An 18,675-nucleotide genomic window follows, 5' to 3' on the forward strand; every position below is an offset into this window, starting at 1 on the left:
AATTATACAAAGGAATATGACAAAAATACGTGTGTTGATTCTCGCTTTGGTGAGTGTTCTCTTTTCGTGTAATAAACAAAAAGGAACTGATGTAACTCCAGAAAAAAATGATAGTGAAGAGCCTATTTCTGAGCAGTTTTATAGTGGTAACATTAAAAAAGATACCATTTTGATGAATCTGACAATGGAAGGCAATAAGATACTATCTGGAAAATTAATTTACAATTTTTACGAAAAAGATAAAAATGAAGGAACACTTATTGGAGAATTAAAAGGCGATACGCTTCTTGCCGATTATACCTTTATGTCTGAAGGTATTTCATCCGTTCGACAAGTTGTTTTCTTGAAAAAAGGAGATACGTACATAGAAGGTTATGGAGATATAGTCGAAGAGGCTTCCGGAAAAGTAATTTTCAAAGATCGAAAACAATTGAAATTTGATGGAAAAAGCGTTTTGTCAAAAGTGGATTCTCAATCGAAACCTTTATAATGTAGAGTAAGTCAAGATCGAATATAGAATCAAAAAATCCCATTGGTAAATGGGATTTTCTCTCTAGACTCTACGTTAATTCTTTGCGAAAAGTACATCTTCGTTTGTGAATCACGGGAAAAAAATGCTTCCATAAGTTAATACTAGCTGCATTATCAGCTAGCTCAGGAGTTCTGAAGCAGTTTATAATTCCCTTTTCAGTGAAGGTCTCATAGTATTCATTGAAAATTATTGCGGTTACCGCCTTGTTTTGATAGTCAGGATGGACGCCTATTAAATAAAAAATCACACTTTTACTTTGCTTTTTAGCCCTTAGCAAATGCAAAAATCCAAAAGGGAATAATTTTCCTTTCGATTTTTTCAAAGCTTCCGCAAAATCAGGCATCACAATACTAAAAGCTACAATATTATGATCTTTATCCTCCACGAATTTGACATATTCGGGATTGATAAAGCTGATATAGTTTTTCTTGAAATATTCTTTTTGGGTATCTGAAATTGCTACAAAAGAGGATAACGAAGCATAAGATTCATTGAATAAATCAAACATTTTATCCACATGTGGCATTATTTCTTTAGTGGTTTTAAAATTTAACGGCGCTAATTGGTATCTTTTCTTCACTAGATCATTGGCTTTCTTGAAAAATTCCGGTTTTACATTGGCAAAAGGAAACTTACTTTCAATATATTCTTTCTCTTTGATGTAACCCAGTTTTTCAAAATGATCTGCATAATACGGATGATTATACCAAGTGATCATGGTTCCAATTTCGTCAAACCCTTCAGTTAGCACACCAACTTTGTCTAAGTTTGAAAATCCCATTGGACCTTCAACATATTCTAAGTTGTTTTTTCGCCCCAATTCGTACACTTTTTCAAGTAATGCTTTTGTTACCTCAATATCGTCAATGGTATCAAACCAACCAAAGCGGACTTTCATTTTTTGTTGGTCTTTTACTTCTTTCCAATTTATTATTGCTGCAATTCGCCCTACGATTGAATTGTCTTTGTAGGCTAGGAAAAAATAGGCTTCGGCATCTTCGAAAGCAGGATTTTTTGTTTTATCAAAGGTTTCTAATTCGTCAGCAATAATAGGTGGAACCCAATATTTGTTGTCTTTATATAAAGAAAAAGGGAATTTTATATACGCTGTTAATTCACTTTTCGTAATCGCTTCTTTTATTGTAATCATAATATTTCTTGAAATTCTATATTATCCTTTTTTTGTCTTTTTGGCTCTTTTCTCTGCTTTTTCTCCTGAATCACCTGAGTCAATATTTACGCGTACTTCTTTATAATTAGCATCATACCGCCAAGAAAAACCAATTCCTCCATAAACGATAGACGGTGTGTTCTTAAGGCTTGAGCTTATTGAAGCATCAATTTGAAAGTCTTTGTTTATTAAATAAGCAGCACCTCCACGAACGATGGCATCGCTGTAAAAATCACTTTTAAATCCTTGGTTTTCCACAAATCCAGACCATTTGTCATTAAATCCTCGTGTTAACGTTACTACATAACCATAACTTGGAAAATCGGTCGTTACATAATCTGCAATGATGTTAGTCACAAAAACCCATTTGCCATCACCTAAGTGATTTTGGGTGATCAACATGATTTTTGGAGATATGCTGGATTCTGGAGAGAAAGCGTAAGGATTATCTGCCATCGTAAAATTAGCCCCAGCAAATAATGAAACGGCAGGGAGTAATTGGCGCCAATTGAATTTTCTGTTGGCTTTCCAGCTGTAAATATTAACTTTTTTCTCATAGTTTTTAAAAGGATCGTAAATTAAAAACTTAGCTCCTAAAATCGTCTGTTTGAAATCTGCTATATTGGAGTTGTTAAATAACGAATTGTATTTCTCGTTTTGGTATTGGATGTCTGCTATCAATTCGAGCCTTTCCATGAACAATCCCCAGCGCAGTGTAGCATCAATTCCAAAACCATTAGCATCATAATTTAGTAGATTATGTTTTTGTTTGATTCCATATAGGCCTGTTTCTATTTGAATAACTGATTTTCCTACAGAGTAAGCAGACATAGTTTCGCCTGGTCTATTAGAATTAATTTGATCAGTATGTTGTCCATAATGAATGCTTGGAATTGTTAATAGGATTGCTGCAAGTACCATTTTTATTTTTTGCATAGTAGTATTTTAATTAAAAAGTGACAACGCTTTTCAAATGTACTATATTTTATTATTTATTTAAGAATGATATTTTAATTTTGAGCGTTGGATTTATTAATTTTGAAAAAAATTACACATTTATGCAAACAGCTTCCTTTACTGGTTTTATAAAAGCACTTTTTTATATGATCGCTTTTTACTATATTTTTAGGTTTTTGGCAAAATTGTTTTTGCCACTAATTGTAAAAAAAGTTGTAGAAAAAGCAGGGCAAAACATGCAACAGCAACAACAGAATACGTGGAATAATACGCAAAGTAAAGATGAAATAATATACAATTCGGAGAATGTCAAAAACCCACGCGAAACCAAAAAAGTGGGAGATTACGTTGATTACGAAGAAATCGATTAAATTTGTCGTTATTTGCAGGTTTTTTATTCTAATCCAAACTTTTTTAAATTGAAAATAATAAATAAGTTCTATCCGCACGCCCTTGCTATACTTGGTTTTGTATTCGTTTCTGTTCTTTATTTTTATCCTGTATTACAAGGAAAACAAATTTTCCAGTCTGATATTGTGCAGTATACCGGAATGGCCAAAGAACAAAATGACTTTAGAGCCACGGATGATGTTGAACCGTATTGGACTAATTCAGCCTTTGCTGGAATGCCTACCTATCAATTGGGAGCAAAATATCCGCACGATTATATTGGAGCTTTAGATGATGTATTGCGATTTTTACCGCGTCCTGCGGATTATTTATTTTTATATTTCCTCGGATTTTACGGTTTGATGCTGGTGTTAAAAGTTGATCCTTTGAAAGCTTTTTTTGGTGCTTTAGCCTTTGGTTTATCTACTTATTTAATTATCATTCTCGGCGTTGGCCATAATGCGAAAGCACATGCAATTGCTTATATGCCGTTGGTTATTGCCGGTTTTATTCTGGTGTTTCAAAAAAAATATATTTTGGGAGGTTTGATTACGCTTTTTGCGACAGCATTAGAAATCAATGCAAATCATTTCCAAATGACCTATTATTTATTGATTTTCTTATTGATTCTTTCTGCTTATTTTTTATATCAGCAAGTAAAAGAGAAGGAATATAAATCCTTGTTGTATTCGTTTGGGATATTAGCAGCAGCAGGAATTTTAGCTATTGGTGCCAATGCTACGAATCTATTAGCCACTTCTGAGTATGCTGATTTTAGTATTCGTGGAAAAAGCGAATTGACTTTCAATCCAAACGGTTCGAAAAATGAGACTACTTCTTCAATGTCTAAGGACTATATTACGGAGTATAGTTATGGAGTGATGGAAAGTTTTAATCTTATTGCACCTCGACTTTTCGGGGGTTCAAATAATGAGGCTGTTGGTAAAGACAGTAATATGTATGAATTCATGATAAGTCAGGGAGTTCCAGAAGATCAGGCAACTGATTTTGTTTCGGGAATGCCAACGTATTGGGGAGATCAACCTATTGTGGCCGCTCCTGCATATATTGGAATCGTAGTATTCTTTTTGGCAATTTTGGCTTTGTTCATCGATAAAAGAAAGATTAAATATGTATTCCTATCCGGTTCAATAGTTGCGTTAGTTCTCTCATGGGGTAAAAACTTTCCATTTTTGACCGACTTTTTTATTGATTATGTTCCAATGTACGATAAATTCAGAGCGGTATCTTCAATCCAAGTTGTGTTAGAATTGTGTTTCCCCGTTTTGGCTATTATGGGATTGCAGTCTTTCTTCAAATTGGACAAAAAACTGCAATGGAAAGCATTATATGAAACGACAATTTTAGGTTTAGGAATTATTTTGATTTTATTTTTAAGCAAAAGTATGTTCAGCTTTTCTGGAGGAAACGATGCTTATTTTCAAGAAAGTTACGGTCCTGAATTTGTAAGCGCTCTTAAGCTGGATCGAATGAGTTTATACAGTGCAGATTTATTGCGATCAGGCTTTTTTGTTGTGTTAACAGCCGGCGTTTTATGGTTGTCCATAAAAGAGCGATTTGCTCAAAATACAGCCATTATAATTGTAGGTTTATTGATGGTTTCCGATTTGTTTTTTGTGGATAAAAAATATGTATCTGGGAAAGATTTTGTAAGCGGAAGTCAAGTTGAAGTACCTTTTCAAGAGTCACCTTCAGATACTGAGATTCTAAAGGACACCGCTAATTACCGCGTTTTTGAAGTAGGCGATATCATGGGTGCAAGAGCTTCTTATTTTCATAAATCTATTGGTGGATACAGTGCCGTAAGACCTAGAAGAATGCAACAATTAATTGATTATCAGATTTCCAAAAATAATATAGAAGTGCTTAATATGCTTAATGTTAAGTATGTTATCCAAAAAGACAAAGAAGGAAAAGAATTCCCAGTATCAAATCCGGATGTTAATGGAAATGCATGGTTTGTGAGCCAAGTAAAATTGGTGAACTCTGCCGACCAAGAAATGAAGGCATTAGAAAATTTGGATTCTAAAAATGTGGCGGTTGTAAACAACAAAGATTTTCAACTTAAAAATGTGGCTTTCGCCAAAGATAGTTCAGCGACTATAACTTTAGAAAATTACAAACCTAACTACTTGAAATATGTATCAAACAATTCAAATGAAGGTTTAGCCGTTTTCTCTGAAATGTATTATGGAAAAGGTTGGAATGCGTATATTGATGGAAAAAGTGTGTCTCATATTAGAGTGGATTATGTTTTAAGAGGATTGCAAATTCCTGCAGGAAAACACAAGATAGAATTTAAGTTTGAGCCTCAAGTGGTAAAAACAGGAAGTACAATTACCTTGATTAGTTCGGTTGGCATGTTATTGCTTTTGATTGGAGGAATTTATTTTGAAAGGAAGAATAGATTTAAGAATATTGATTAATGATTTTTGATGTAAGAACTTTAGAAGTAGTCGTCATGATTTATTCATCTTATTAATTCAATATTCATTTAGTATCTTTGTTGTAATCTAAAAAAAAGCAATGATGAAAAAGGTATTTCTTAATTGTGGAGCTCCAGAGGAGTTAGAAGTTAAAAGAATTGTCGAAATCAAATCGCTTTCTTATCTAGAAAGATTAGAAAGATTAATGGCGATTTTAGAGGTTTCGTATATGATTAAAACAGCCAAAAAAATACAATCTAAAAAATAATGAATGAGCAAATAGTTGCCATTTGGAATAGTTTTTTTCAAAACAAAGTTAGATATATAACTATTGGTGGTTTTGCCGTAAATATTTATGGTTATAATCGTAATACAGGAGATATTGATATTTATTTAGAAGACACTCTTGAGAATCGAATTAATTTAAGAAAGGCATTAAAGTCTATTGATTTAGGAGATTTTGAAACCATTGAAACAATGCAATTTATTCCTGGTTGGACAGATTTTACATTGAGTTATGGTTTGCGATTGGATATTATGACCGCCGTTAAAGGTTTGGAAAATAAATCATTTGATTCGCTTTTAAATGACGCTACTGTTTTAATGATTAAAGAAACTCCTGTTTATTTTATTGATTATGATAATTTGATTATTGCCAAAAAAGCGACAAACAGACCAAAAGACATTCTAGATATCGAGGAATTGGAAAAATTAAATGGAAACTAAACGTTTAAATTGTAGAGATCTTAAATCACTAATTTCATTCAAAAATCAATCAATATCAATTGAATATTAAATCATAAATTGGAAAACAAAAAAATCCTTATAATCACCTATTATTGGCCGCCAGCTGGAGGGCCAGGCGTGCAACGGTGGCTTAAATTTGTTAAGTACTTGCCAGACTTTGGTGTCCAGCCAATTGTCTATATCCCCGAGAATCCTACGTATCCCATTGTTGATGAAAATTTGGTAAATGAAGTTTCAGAAAAAGCGATTATTCTGAAACAGACCATTTTTGAACCCTATCAACTAGCATCTTTTCTTTCAAAGAATAAAACTAAAAAGATGAATTCTGGAATTATTCCAAATCAGAAAAAGCAATCTTTTTTAGATAAAACGTTTCTTTGGATTCGGGGGAATCTTTTTATTCCAGATGCGCGTGTTTTTTGGGTAAAACCATCGGTTGATTATCTGGAGAAATACATTAAAGAAAATAATATTGATACCATAATAACATCTGGACCGCCGCACAGTTTACATCTTATTGGATTAGAATTAAAACAAAAATTATATCTGAAATGGTTTGCTGATTTCAGAGATCCGTGGACCACTATTGGCTATCACAAATCCTTGCGATTGTCTAGATTTGCAGCCAAAAAACACAAAGCACTGGAACATCAGGTTTTGAATACAGCCGATACTATTATTGTCACTAGTAAAACGACTAAAACGGAATTTGAAGCGATTACGCGCCAGCCTATTGAAGTAATAACAAATGGATATGATACGGAACAAGTTGCAAAACAGACTTTAGATACTAAATTTAGCTTAGCACATATTGGTTCCTTTCTATCTGAGAGAAATCCTCTGATTTTATGGGAAAGTTTGGTTGAACTGACACAAGAGATTCCAGATTTTAAATCACATTTAGAAATAAAACTAATCGGAGCAGTTAGTCAGGAAGTTTTGGAAACGATTATGCATTTTGGATTGAATCCGTATTTGAATAATTTAGGATATCTTTCGCACGCAGAAGCAATTGCACAGCAAAGGAAATCGCAGGTTTTATTGCTGATCGAAATTGATTCTGAAGACACAAAGAGTATTATTCCTGGTAAATTGTTCGAATATATGGTTTCGAACAGACCTATAATTGCCATTGGCCCAAAGGATTCTGATTTTGCCGAAATCATCAACAACACGAACACCGGCGTCTTCCTCAAGTATTCCGAAAAAATGAAATTAAAAAGTGTAATTTTGGAATTTTATAATCAATTTTTAGAGGGGAAGTTACAATCAAATGGAGTGGGATTACAGCACTATTCACGAAAGAACTTAACCAAACAATTGGTTTCGTTGCTAAACAAAATGTAAATTAGAAGTGAGGTTGATTATAACTTCACAAAAAGATAATAATGGGAATAGTACTAAATCAATCTTTAAAGAATACAATAATTACCTACTTAGGTTTTGGAATTGGAGCAATAAATACACTTTATTTATATCCCATTTTTTTAGGTGCTACGTATTATGCTTTAACTAATTATATACTTTCTGTTGCTAATGTAATCATGCCTTTGTTTGCAATAGGAATGCAAAATACATTAGTTAAATTCTATTCTCAGTACAACACTGACGAAGAACGATCTCAGTTTTTGTCTTTTACTGTTTTGTTTCCGTTACTGCTCTCCATCCCGTTAATTTTTATAGGATTTATTTTTTTTGATGATATTTTAATTTTTGTATCCAAGAAAAATCCAGTCGTTAAGGATTTTATTTGGCTCATTCCATTTATAGGACTGTGCATGGCCTATTTCGAAATTTTTTACGCTTGGGCCAGAGTTCACATGCACTCGGTTTTTGGTAATTTTATCAAAGAAGTAGGTTTGAGATTGTTTTCCTTAGTTGCGTTGATTGGGGTGTACTATAATTGGATTACTGTAGTAGATTTTGTCTACATAACCGCTGGGATTTATTTTTTGGCGCTGTTGATCACCATGGCTTATGCATTTTATATTAAAAAACCCAGTTTTCAGATCGCTGTTCCAAAAAATGCGAAAGGTTTATTAGAATATACTTTCTACATTATTTTATCAGGAAGTGTGGCTAATTTGCTTTTGGATGGTGACAAAATTATGCTGAATCAATATATGGTTATTGAAAACATTGCCTATTATTCGATAGCAACTTTTATTGCTTTAGTAATATCAGTTCCAAGTCGCGCGATGCATCAAATTGTATATCCAATTACCGCTAAACTGATGCACGACGATAAATTTAGCGAATTGAATGCGTTATATAAAAAGACATCAATCAATTTACAAGTGGTAGGTGGTTTTGTAATGCTAGGAATTTTTGTAAATATTAATCAGCTCTATGAAATTGTACCAAAAGAATACAGCGGTGGAATATTAGTTGTTTTTATGATTGGATTATCAAAATATTTTGATTTGATTTTAGGAAACAACAATGCAATCATTTTTAATACAAAGTATTACCGTGCTGTTTTATTTTTAGGCGTTTTTCTAGTAGTTGTAGCGATTGGTTTGAATGCAATATTTATTCCTCTATACGGTATTATGGGGTCCGCATTTGCTACTTTGGTGTCAATTACGTTGTACAGTATAGCTAAATTGCTTTTTGTGGTCAAGAAATTGCATTTGTATCCATTTACAAAGCAAACCCTATATTCGCTCGGAATCACATTTGTTTTGTTCCTTTTATTTTATTTTTGGGAATTTCCCTTTAATCCAATAGTATCTATAGGTTTAAAATCGGTTTTAGTTACCCTTACTTACATTTATATTAATTACAAATTTGTAATTTCCGTTGAAATCAATGAAGCTATTGATTTGGTTTTAAAGAAACTACGATAGAAGATTTGTAGCTCTGGAATTAATATGCAGTAAAATAAACACTTTATTATCGGATATTTAGGATTTAATTTTAGTTACTATTGTATGATAATAATTGAAATATCACTAAAAGTGGGTATTGTATGATTCTAAATTTGCTTTTATTTTTGTCCTTGTTGTTTTTAGAAATAACAAATCAAAAATGTGGATTAATTATCATAAGTAACATGAAAACAAAAGATACTATCTTGGACGAGAATTTAATGAAATTTTCGTCGATTCTCGCCAACAAAACTAGCAACGGATTTGTAGTTTTGGAACGAAATGACAAGTTACCGTATGCCGTTTTATTAAAAAAGAAAAAAAAAGTAGACCATTTTTTTAATTTTGTTATTTTTTGTGCGACTCTTGGTCTTTGGTCAATTGCTTGGATTTACATTACACAAGTTTCATCAAAGGCTAAAAAAATCCTAATAGCAATTGATGAAGACGGCAATCCGTTTGAAGAAAAATGTTATATGGGGTAATGCTCTTATAATTTATCTATCAAATAGTGTCCAGTAACTGAAGCTTTTATTTTTGCTACCTGCTCTGGAGTTCCCACTGCTAATAGTTTGCCACCATTTTCTCCACCCTCAGGTCCTAAATCAATAATCCAATCCGCACATTTTATTAGATCCAGATTGTGTTCTATTACAATTATCGAATGCCCTTTTTCGATTAGGGCATCAAAGGAAGTTAATAGTTTTTTGATATCGTGAAAATGCAATCCTGTTGTAGGTTCGTCAAAAACGAAAAGTGCTTTGTCCTTTGTAGCTCCTTTTACTAAGAAGGAGGCTAATTTGATTCGTTGCGCCTCGCCACCTGAAAGTGTAGAGGACGATTGTCCTAATTGTACATATCCTAATCCAACATCTTGTAGCGGTTGTAATTTTTGAATGATTTTAGCCTGTTTATTTGCTGTAAAGAAAGCAATAGCATCGTCAACAGTCATAGTGAGAATATCATGGATATTTTTGCCTTCAACGGCTACTTCTAGAACTTCTTTCTTAAATCTTTTTCCATTGCAGGTTTCGCAAGGCAATTGCACATCGGCCATGAAGACCATTTCCACATTAATGGAACCTTCTCCTTTGCAGGTTTCACATCTTCCACCATCAACATTAAAAGAAAAATGTTTGGCCTGATATCCTCTTATTTTTGATAATTTTTCTTTTGCGTATAATTCTCTAATGTCATCATACGCTTTAATATAAGTAACAGGATTAGAACGAGAACTTCGGCCTATCGGATTCTGATCGACATATTCAATGTGTTTTATTTGTGAAAATGATCCAGACATTTCACTGAATTGTCCCGCTTTTTCACCCACATTTTCCAGTTTTTTCTGCATCGCTGGGAATAATATTTTCTTGACAAGCGTGCTTTTTCCGCTTCCTGAAACTCCTGTGATCACAGTCAAAACATCCAATGGAAAGGTGACATCTATATTTTGAAGATTATTTTCTCTGGCGCCTTTTATTTCGATATAATTCTTAAATGGTCTTCGTTTTTTAGGAACTGAAATCTCTAAATCTCCGTTCAAATATTTAGCAGTAAGCGATGTCGATTTAAGAATTTCATCAAATGTTCCTTGTGCTACTAAATGACCGCCTAATGTACCCGCTTCGGGACCAATATCGATGATCATATCCGCTGCCTTCATAATATCCTCATCATGTTCCACAACAATAACTGTGTTCCCTAAATCTCGAAGTGAAAGCAATACTTTTATTAAACGTTCCGTGTCTTTTGGGTGTAACCCAATACTCGGTTCATCCAAAATATACATCGATCCCACTAAGCTGCTCCCTAACGAAGTCGCTAAGTTTATGCGTTGCGATTCTCCACCAGAAAGGGTTGATGAATTTCTGTTTAACGTAAGATAATCCAAACCAACTTCAGTTAAAAATGCCAGTCGATTGTTTATTTCAAGTAATAAACGTTTGGCGATTTGCTTTTCATAAACATCTAACTCAATGCTATTAAAGAAACGAACTAAATGTTTAATTGGTAAATCAACTAAATCAGAGACTGTCTTAGAATTAATTTTCACATAAGAGGCCTCGATTCGCAAGCGTTTTCCTTTGCAGGAATAACATTTGGTTTTCCCGCGATAGCGAGAAAGCATTACCCGATTTTGTATTTTATAATTCTTTTCTTCTAATTCTTTGAAAAAAGTATTCAGACCTTGAAAATATTCATTTCCGTTCCAAATCAATTCTTTTTGCTCTTCGGATAATTGAAAGAACGGTTTGTGAATGGGAAAATCAAACTTGTAAGCGTTATTTACCAATTCATCTCGAAACCAACTCATACTATCACCACGCCAAGGGAAAATAGCGTTTTCATAAATAGATAAAGTAGTATTGGGGACCACTAATTCGGCATCAATTCCTATAATATTTCCATACCCTTCGCAAACGGGACACGCTCCATAAGGATTATTGAAACTGAACAAATGAACGTTTGGTTCCAAGAATGTAATACCGTCTAATTCAAAATTATTAGAATAAGAAAACTTTTTATCGGAGTTTAATTCTTGTAAATGGCAAATTCCTTTTCCTTCAAAAAAAGCGGTTTGCACTGCATCGGCTAATCGATTGTAGAACTCTTCTTCCTCTTTAACTACAATTCGATCGATAATTAGAAAAATATTTTTTTTGCTGAGTGAATCTGGTAAATCATCCAAACGAACCATTTCATTATTTACTAATATTCGAGCAAAACCTTGTTGCAATAGCACTTTTAATTTGTCTTCCAGTTTTCTTCCTTCTTCCAAATGAATGGGAGCGAGGAGAAGCCATTTACTTTCTAAATCAAAAGTTTTTACATCAGTGACCACGTCAGTTACTGTATTTTTTTTGACTTCTCGTCCAGAAACTGGGGAATAGGTTCGTCCTATTCTAGCAAACAATAATTTTATATAATCGTAGATTTCTGTTGAAGTTCCTACAGTCGATCTGGCATTAGTCGTGTTAACCTTTTGTTCGATAGCAATTGCGGGGGCGATTCCCTTAATGTATTCTACTTTTGGTTTGTCTAATCTTCCAAGAAATTGTCGGGCGTAAGACGATAAACTTTCTACATAGCGCCTTTGTCCTTCGGCATACAGTGTGTCAAATGCCAAACTTGATTTTCCAGAACCTGAAAGTCCGGTAATAACCACTAATTTATTTCGGGGAATGGCGACATCTACATTCTTTAGGTTATGTACTTGCGCACCTTTTATGATGATATTTTTCTTTGGATCTAATTTTGAAAGGTCAACTTGCATAAAAATGATAATTTTTACAAAAGTAATCAATTTTGAACGGACTAAAAGAATTGAACAACTCACAAATATTGATTAAAAGAGCGGTAGAAATATACTTTTTCCTTGTAGTATAGTTTTTATTTTTTCTATCCAATAAATAAATACTATTTTTAAGATTATTTTTGGAATAATTAACATCGATATACCATTGAAAACAAAACTATACATTTTTATTTTTTTACTGTCTTTTACTGCTTTTTCTCAAGAATTGCCACCAATTGTCAAATATTCCTCTTCTGTATATGGAGCTGGAAACCAAAATTGGATGATTTCTCAAGGTCAAAACCATTATGTTTTCTTTGCTAATAATGAGGGACTGCTAGAGTTTAATGGTGCTGCATGGGAGTTATATCCATCGCCAAACGAAACTATTATTCGTTCGGTAAAAGTGATTGGAAACAAGGTTTTCACGGGTTGTTACATGGAATTTGGTTTCTGGACGCGACAGGCAAATGGCAAGCTTAAATACGTTTCACTGAGCAAAACAATAAAAAGTAAAATTCTTGATGATGAACAATTTTGGAACATCTTAAATTATGATCAATGGGTGATTTTTCAATCCTTGAATCGGATTTATATTTATGATTCTAAAACAGGAGGGTTTCAAATTATTGCTCCTAAAAATAATATAACCAAATCGTTTCGAACAAAAAATGCGCTCTTTTTTCAAACGATTAATGAAGGGCTTTTTGAAATTGAAAGTGGAAAAGGACGATTGGTTTCTGACAATGTAATTTTACAAACGAATAAAATCGTAAATATTTTCGCAATAGATGAAGGCCTTTTAATCCAAACCCAGAGCAACGGATTTTACAAACTCATAGGAACTGTCTTGACTAAGTTTTCTACAGAAGTTGACTCAGAGTTGGCGGCAAGCAGCGTGTACAGTAGTCAGTTACTGTCAGACGGAAGCTTTGCTTTAGGAACGGTTTCAAATGGGGTTTTTATCGTAAAAAATGATGGAAAAATCAAATACCACATCACTCAAAATAAAGGTTTGAGTAATAATACGGTACTTTCTTTATTTGAAGATGCCGATAAAAATCTTTGGGCAGGTTTAGACAACGGAATCAATTGTATTAATCTGCAATCTCCAATACAAAGTTTTGTTGATGATACAGGAATTTTAGGAACCGTATATACGTCCAAATTGTACAATGGCAAACTGTATGTAGGAACTAATCAAGGTTTATTTTATAAAAATTATCAGACTAATGATGAATTCAAGTTTGTAAATGGTACAAAGGGGCAGGTTTGGTCTTTGTTTGAATACGATGGTACACTTTTTTGTGGTCATGATTCTGGAACCTTTGTAATTGAAAATACGATTGCAAAAAACATATTTTCAGCATCAGGAACTTGGAAGTTTGAAACAGTCCCCAATCAAAAAGGTATTTTACTTCAAGGAAATTATTACGGAATGTCAGTCCTTACTAAAATCAATAATCAGTGGAGTTTTAGAAATAAAGTAGCCGGATTTGATTATTCCTCCAAATATTTTGAAGTCACAAATAGTTTGGAAGTTTTTGTTAGTCACGAATACAAAGGAGTTTTTAGGTTACAGTTGGATCCAAATCTATTGAAAACAAATCCTTTTAAAACTTATAAAACACCTACAAAAGGGAAAAATGCCAGTTTGACTAAATTCAATAACACCATTTATTATGCTAATAAGGAAGGGATCTTCAAATTGAATGACAAGACAAAACAATTCAATAAAGACAAGTTGTTGAGTTCTATTTTTGAAAAGGAGGAGTACACATCGGGAAAATTAATTGTTGATAATTCAAATAAAATATGGCTTTTCTCGAAAAATTACATTCATTATTTTTCATTAAGTAAATTAAGTAAACAGCTGAAACAAAATATAATTCCAATTCCCGCTTCATTGACTAATTCCATGTTAGGTTATGAAAATATTACCCAAATTTCGAACTCTAACTATTTGATTGGAACTACTGATGGGTATTATATTCTAAATCTTAACGATTTGAGTTTTAAAAACTACACAGTTTTAATTACTGATGTGATGACAAATAGGCAAAATGAAATTTTTAAAAATCAAACTATTTTAAATGAAGGTCGTTTTCACTACGATGAAAATAACATCACTATTAATTACACCGTTCCAGAATACAATAAATATATAAATGCTGAATTTCAGTATTTATTAGAAGGGTTTCAAGAAGATTGGAGTGCTTGGAATGCAAAAACGTCGGTAAATTTTAAGAATTTGCCATCAGGTGATTACACGTTCAAAGTACGAGCTAAATTTGCTAATGGTACTTTGAATGATGCCGTTGTTTATTCGTTCCGAGTTGAAAAGCCGTGGTATTTGGTTAATCTTGCGCTCTTTATCTATTTTATTTTCTTTCTTATAATGGCTCGACTTATTCACAAAACCTATAAAAACTACTATCAAAAACAAAAAGAAAAACTGATAGAAGAGAATAATCTATTATTAGAAATTAAGGAGCTTGAAAACGAGCAAGAAGTAATGCGAGTTAGAAACGAGCAGCTTTCTTTAGATGTGGATACTAAAAATAGGGAGTTGGCTGTCTCTACTATGAGTTTAAATAGTAAAAATGAACTGCTAGCTTTTATTAAAGAGGACTTAAAGAAAACAACGGACGATGGGAATCGAAGTATCAAATCGGTTATTTCTACCATCAATAAGAATATTTCAGAAGGGGATAGCTGGAGTGTTTTTAAGGAAGCTTTTGACAATGCGGATAAAGATTTTTTGAAAAAAGTAAAGCTAGCTCATCCATCTTTAACTCCAAATGATCTGCGATTGTGTGCCTACTTAAGATTAAATCTTTCATCTAAAGAAGTGGCTCCTTTGTTAAATATTTCGGTTCGAAGTGTTGAAATAAAAAGATATCGTTTGCGTAAAAAAATGGAGTTATCGCATGAACAGGGGCTTGTTGAGTACATTTTATCTGTATAGTTTTCTTCAATTCTCAAAAATAAAACTATACATTACCACAACAATACCGTTATTGTTGTGGTTTTTTTGTTTTATAAGAAAAGCAAGTATCATAATTTCTTCTTAATATTCAATACTTTTTTCAGTATTGTAAATTAAATACCAAAATTTTTGCATTGTATGTTTTTTGTTGAGGTTCTTTTTGATTTATTATTAATGGTTCCTATTAATTTTATAATTCACAAAAAACATAAATTATGAAGTCAAACTATCTACTAATCCTTTTTCTATTTCTATCCTCTTTTGGTTTTGCCCAAGGATATGATGTTGGAGGAGTTGTTAAGGAAGCAGGTTCTGGTTTACCTATACCGGGAGTAAATGTTCAAGTTAAAAATTCAACAATTGGTACATCGACAGATATGGATGGTCGTTTCTCTCTAAAAGGAGTTGCTGCTGACGCTACACTTGTCTTTACTTACATAGGATTTAAAAATAGGGAATATAAAGTTGTAGCTAGCAATAGTGCGCTTTCAATTTCGTTGGAAGAAGATTCGAAAGTATTAGATGAAGTAGTGGTGATTGGATACGGAACTCAGAAAAGAAGAGAAGTAACAGGTGCAGTTTCTGTTGTGGACAGTAAAACTTTAGAGGCTTTAAAACCTGTAAGAATTGAACAAGCTTTACAAGGAACAGTTTCTGGGGTGAACGTGACTACTACCTCAGGCGCTCCTGGAGCCGCTTTGGATATTCGTATTAGGGGTATTGCCACCAATGGGGAGAATAGGCCCACCACTATAATTGATGGATATGTGGGAGAGTTGGGATTGTTAAATCCAAATGATGTAGAATCTATCACAGTTTTAAAAGATGCTCAAGCAGCTATTTATGGTACTATTGGTGCTAATGGGATCATCCTTATTACCACTAAATCGGGTAAAAAAAACTCAAAAGCTAGAATCAGCTATAATTCCTATACCGGTTTTCAGGAAACGTCAAGAACATTACCGACATTGAATGCTACCGAATACGCATTATTATTAAACGAAAGCTATGCTAATGGAGGCAACCCAGTTCCTTTTCCTAATGTTTCTGGTTTAGGTAAAGGGACAAACTGGCAAAATGAGGTTTTTAGTATCAGTGTCCCTATTATCAACCATGATATTTCCTTTTCTGGGGGATCTGATAAAATTACGTACGCCGTAAGTGGTTCTCATCTGGATCAAGAAGGGATTATTGGCGAAAGTAAATCTGGGTTTTTAAGAAATACCGCCAGAGTCTCGTTGGGAGCAGATGTTTCAGAGAAATTGAAATTGAAAACGAACGTAATCTATACTTATTTTAATAGAAAATCATTAAATGAAAATGGTTTAGGTTCTGTTTTATTTAATGCTTTAAATACGCCCTCTACATTATCACCTTATGATGCCAATGGCGATTTTACAAAAGTGCCGACAAATACTGGGTTGGGAATAGAAATTATAAATCCATTAGCCCAAATGGCTAATACTTATAATGATTATAACTTTAAAAAAGTAAATGGTAATTTTGGATTGGATTATAAAGTTTTTAAAGATTTTACAATTTCGAGTTCTATTGGTTTTAATACTTCAAATAGTGAATCTAAATCGTTTGCCAAACAAATTTTGTATTGGATAAATCCTTCGGATAAAGTATTTGATGTTTTGAGAAGTTCGGTTTCTCAAAGTGCTATTAATGATAATGATTATTCTTTTGATTTATTCGGAACGTATACTAAGAAAGTTGCTGAGGATCACAATATAACGGCCACAATAGGAAATACTATTTTTAAGCAGTTTGGAAACGGATTGTTTGCAACTGGATTTGATGTTCCTTACAATTCATGGGAATTTGCAGATATAGCGTTGACAAAGGGTATTTCTGAAACAGTTCCAAACAGTTCTTACAATTATGACGAAAGAAGACTTTCTTATTTTGCAAGAGGGCAATACGATTATAAAGGAAAATACCTTTTTTCAGCAATGATTCGTCGTGATGCTTCGACTAAATTTGGTCCTGGAAACAAAGTGGGGTATTTTCCATCGTTCACGGCAGGTTGGGTAATTTCAGATGAAGGATTTTTTGGAGAAGACAAAATAATCAACTTCATGAAGTTGAGAGGGAGTTATGGTACTTTAGGAAATGACCAAATTCCAAATAATGGGTATATTTCTCAATTGAGCGGAGAGGCAACTTATGTTTTTGATGATGTTTTAGTGAATGGTTTAGCAACGGGCCAAACTCCAAATCCAAATTTGAAATGGGAAGAGGCTAGAAAATTTGATGTTGGTTTAGATTTTAAACTACTACAAAATAAAGTGTCTATAGTTGCAGATTATTTTATTGATACCAGAGCTGATTTATTAATCCCTTTTATTCCTGTTTCTGGAATCAACGGAACTGCAGCTCCAGGGGCAGCTTCACCAACAATCAATGCGGGAACGGTACGAAATTCAGGTTTGGAGTTCTCCATCGATTACAAAAATAAATTCTCTGATAATTTTTCGATGAGTGTTGGGTACAATGTTACTTTCCTTAAAAATGAAGTGCTAGAAGTAAATAACGGAATAGGATATATTGAAGGTGGTGCATTTGGCGTAGGTCAACTCCCTCCTTCAAGAATGGAAGTGGGCAAGCCGATAGGTTATTTTTTCGGATATCAAACGGATGGGATTTTTCAAAACCAAGCTGAAGTTGCTGCACATCCATCTCAATTAGCCCTTGGTGCAGAGGCGAGTCCTGGTGATCTTCGTTTTGTGGATGTCAACGGAGATGGAATCCTTGATCCTAATGATAGAACTAGTATTGGTGATCCAATTCCGGCAGCGACAATGGGGTTCAATTTGCAAATGAATTACAAGAACTTTGATTTTGCAGTCTATACTTTTGCCTCTGTGGGGAATGATATGGTCAGAAATTACGAAAGAAATCTTACTGATGTGAATCGCCTTAATTATGTCTTGGATCGCTGGACAGGGGAAGGAAGTACTAATTCTACTCCAAGAGTCACTACGGGTGCAACTGGAAATTCAACTTTCTCTAGTTATTTTGTTGAAGATGCCTCTTATCTAAGAATCCAAAACATGCAGTTAGGCTATTCATTAGATCCTAAATATTCTGAAAAAGCGGGAATCACTAAAGTTAGGTTGTATGCAGGGGTAAACAATTTGTACACGTTTACAAAATACAAAGGTTTTGATCCAGGCGCATCCAATGGATCTCCAATTGGCGGTGGAATTGACTATGGTTTTTATCCAATTCCAAGAACCTATTTGTTAGGTTTAAACATTAATTTTTAATT

General features: G+C 33.4%; 13 protein-coding genes. 10 read left to right on the forward strand and 3 right to left on the reverse strand.

Annotation, left to right across the window (positions count from 1 at the left end):
• The first annotated feature begins 16 nt into the window (after positions 1–16).
• Entirely contained in the window at positions 17–490 is a 474-nt protein-coding gene (locus BUC11_RS02645; protein ID WP_073351630.1) for a hypothetical protein, read from the forward strand.
• A gap of 70 nt (positions 491–560) precedes the next feature.
• On the opposite strand, the gene BUC11_RS02650 is transcribed toward BUC11_RS02645, so the two are convergent.
• A complete protein-coding gene (locus tag BUC11_RS02650) occupies positions 561–1,682 on the reverse strand; it encodes a GTP cyclohydrolase (protein WP_073351632.1) in 1,122 nt (373 codons plus the stop codon).
• 21 nt (positions 1,683–1,703) lie between these two features.
• Positions 1,704–2,639, reverse strand: coding sequence for a transporter (locus tag BUC11_RS02655; RefSeq protein ID WP_073351633.1), 936 nt, complete (start codon positions 2,637–2,639; stop codon positions 1,704–1,706).
• 122 nt (positions 2,640–2,761) lie between these two features.
• On the opposite strand from BUC11_RS02655, the gene BUC11_RS02660 reads away from it, so the two are divergent.
• The 7 genes from BUC11_RS02660 to BUC11_RS02685 all read left to right on the forward strand — a co-directional run bounded on the left by BUC11_RS02660 (position 2,762) and on the right by BUC11_RS02685 (position 9,599).
• Entirely contained in the window at positions 2,762–3,031 is a 270-nt protein-coding gene (locus BUC11_RS02660) for a DUF4834 family protein (protein WP_073351801.1), read from the forward strand.
• A gap of 48 nt (positions 3,032–3,079) precedes the next feature.
• On the forward strand, positions 3,080–5,497 hold the full coding sequence (locus tag BUC11_RS02665) for a YfhO family protein (protein WP_073351803.1): 2,418 nt from the start codon (positions 3,080–3,082) through the stop codon (positions 5,495–5,497).
• A 100-nt stretch (positions 5,498–5,597) separates the two neighbouring features.
• Entirely contained in the window at positions 5,598–5,765 is a 168-nt protein-coding gene (locus BUC11_RS16880; RefSeq protein WP_157492208.1) for a hypothetical protein, read from the forward strand.
• Complete coding sequence (locus BUC11_RS02670; protein ID WP_066081711.1) at positions 5,765–6,223, forward strand: hypothetical protein; 459 nt, start codon at positions 5,765–5,767, stop codon at positions 6,221–6,223. Before BUC11_RS16880 ends, BUC11_RS02670 begins: the two co-directional genes overlap by 1 nt.
• 78 nt (positions 6,224–6,301) lie before the next feature.
• Positions 6,302–7,591, forward strand: a complete 1,290-nt coding sequence (locus tag BUC11_RS02675) for a glycosyltransferase family 4 protein (RefSeq protein WP_073351634.1) — start codon at positions 6,302–6,304, stop codon at positions 7,589–7,591.
• 41 nt (positions 7,592–7,632) lie between these two features.
• A complete protein-coding gene (locus BUC11_RS02680; protein WP_073351638.1) occupies positions 7,633–9,093 on the forward strand; it encodes a lipopolysaccharide biosynthesis protein in 1,461 nt (486 codons plus the stop codon).
• Positions 9,094–9,299: 206 nt separating this feature from the next.
• On the forward strand, positions 9,300–9,599 hold the full coding sequence (locus BUC11_RS02685) for a hypothetical protein (protein ID WP_073351805.1): 300 nt from the start codon (positions 9,300–9,302) through the stop codon (positions 9,597–9,599).
• Positions 9,600–9,604: 5 nt separating this feature from the next.
• Here the strand turns inward: BUC11_RS02685 and uvrA are convergent, their stop codons facing one another.
• Entirely contained in the window at positions 9,605–12,388 is a 2,784-nt protein-coding gene (gene uvrA, locus BUC11_RS02690; protein WP_073351640.1) for an excinuclease ABC subunit UvrA, read from the reverse strand.
• Between the two features lie 187 nt (positions 12,389–12,575).
• On the opposite strand from uvrA, the gene BUC11_RS02695 reads away from it, so the two are divergent.
• The gene (locus tag BUC11_RS02695) at positions 12,576–15,377 is read left to right on the forward strand and encodes a helix-turn-helix and ligand-binding sensor domain-containing protein (protein WP_073351642.1); all 2,802 of its coding nucleotides are present in this window, start codon (positions 12,576–12,578) and stop codon (positions 15,375–15,377) included.
• A 236-nt stretch (positions 15,378–15,613) separates the two neighbouring features.
• Entirely contained in the window at positions 15,614–18,673 is a 3,060-nt protein-coding gene (locus tag BUC11_RS02700) for a SusC/RagA family TonB-linked outer membrane protein (RefSeq protein ID WP_073351644.1), read from the forward strand.
• The last annotated feature ends 2 nt before the right edge of the window (positions 18,674–18,675 follow it).

It is taken from the genome of Flavobacterium xanthum (genome assembly GCF_900142695.1).
Classification (GTDB): Bacteria; Bacteroidota; Bacteroidia; order Flavobacteriales; family Flavobacteriaceae; genus Flavobacterium; species Flavobacterium xanthum.

Coding starts and splice junctions, on each gene's coding strand:
- BUC11_RS02645 (WP_073351630.1), top strand. CDS start 17: ATGACAAAAATACGTGTGTTGATTCTCGCTTTGGTGAGTGTTCTCTTT.
- BUC11_RS02650 (WP_073351632.1), bottom strand. CDS start 1,682: ATGATTACAATAAAAGAAGCGATTACGAAAAGTGAATTAACAGCGTAT.
- BUC11_RS02655 (WP_073351633.1), bottom strand. CDS start 2,639: ATGCAAAAAATAAAAATGGTACTTGCAGCAATCCTATTAACAATTCCA.
- BUC11_RS02660 (WP_073351801.1), top strand. CDS start 2,762: ATGCAAACAGCTTCCTTTACTGGTTTTATAAAAGCACTTTTTTATATG.
- BUC11_RS16880 (WP_157492208.1), top strand. CDS start 5,598: ATGATGAAAAAGGTATTTCTTAATTGTGGAGCTCCAGAGGAGTTAGAA.
- BUC11_RS02670 (WP_066081711.1), top strand. CDS start 5,765: ATGAATGAGCAAATAGTTGCCATTTGGAATAGTTTTTTTCAAAACAAA.
- BUC11_RS02680 (WP_073351638.1), top strand. CDS start 7,633: ATGGGAATAGTACTAAATCAATCTTTAAAGAATACAATAATTACCTAC.
- BUC11_RS02685 (WP_073351805.1), top strand. CDS start 9,300: ATGAAAACAAAAGATACTATCTTGGACGAGAATTTAATGAAATTTTCG.
- uvrA (WP_073351640.1), bottom strand. CDS start 12,388: ATGCAAGTTGACCTTTCAAAATTAGATCCAAAGAAAAATATCATCATA.
- BUC11_RS02700 (WP_073351644.1), top strand. CDS start 15,614: ATGAAGTCAAACTATCTACTAATCCTTTTTCTATTTCTATCCTCTTTT.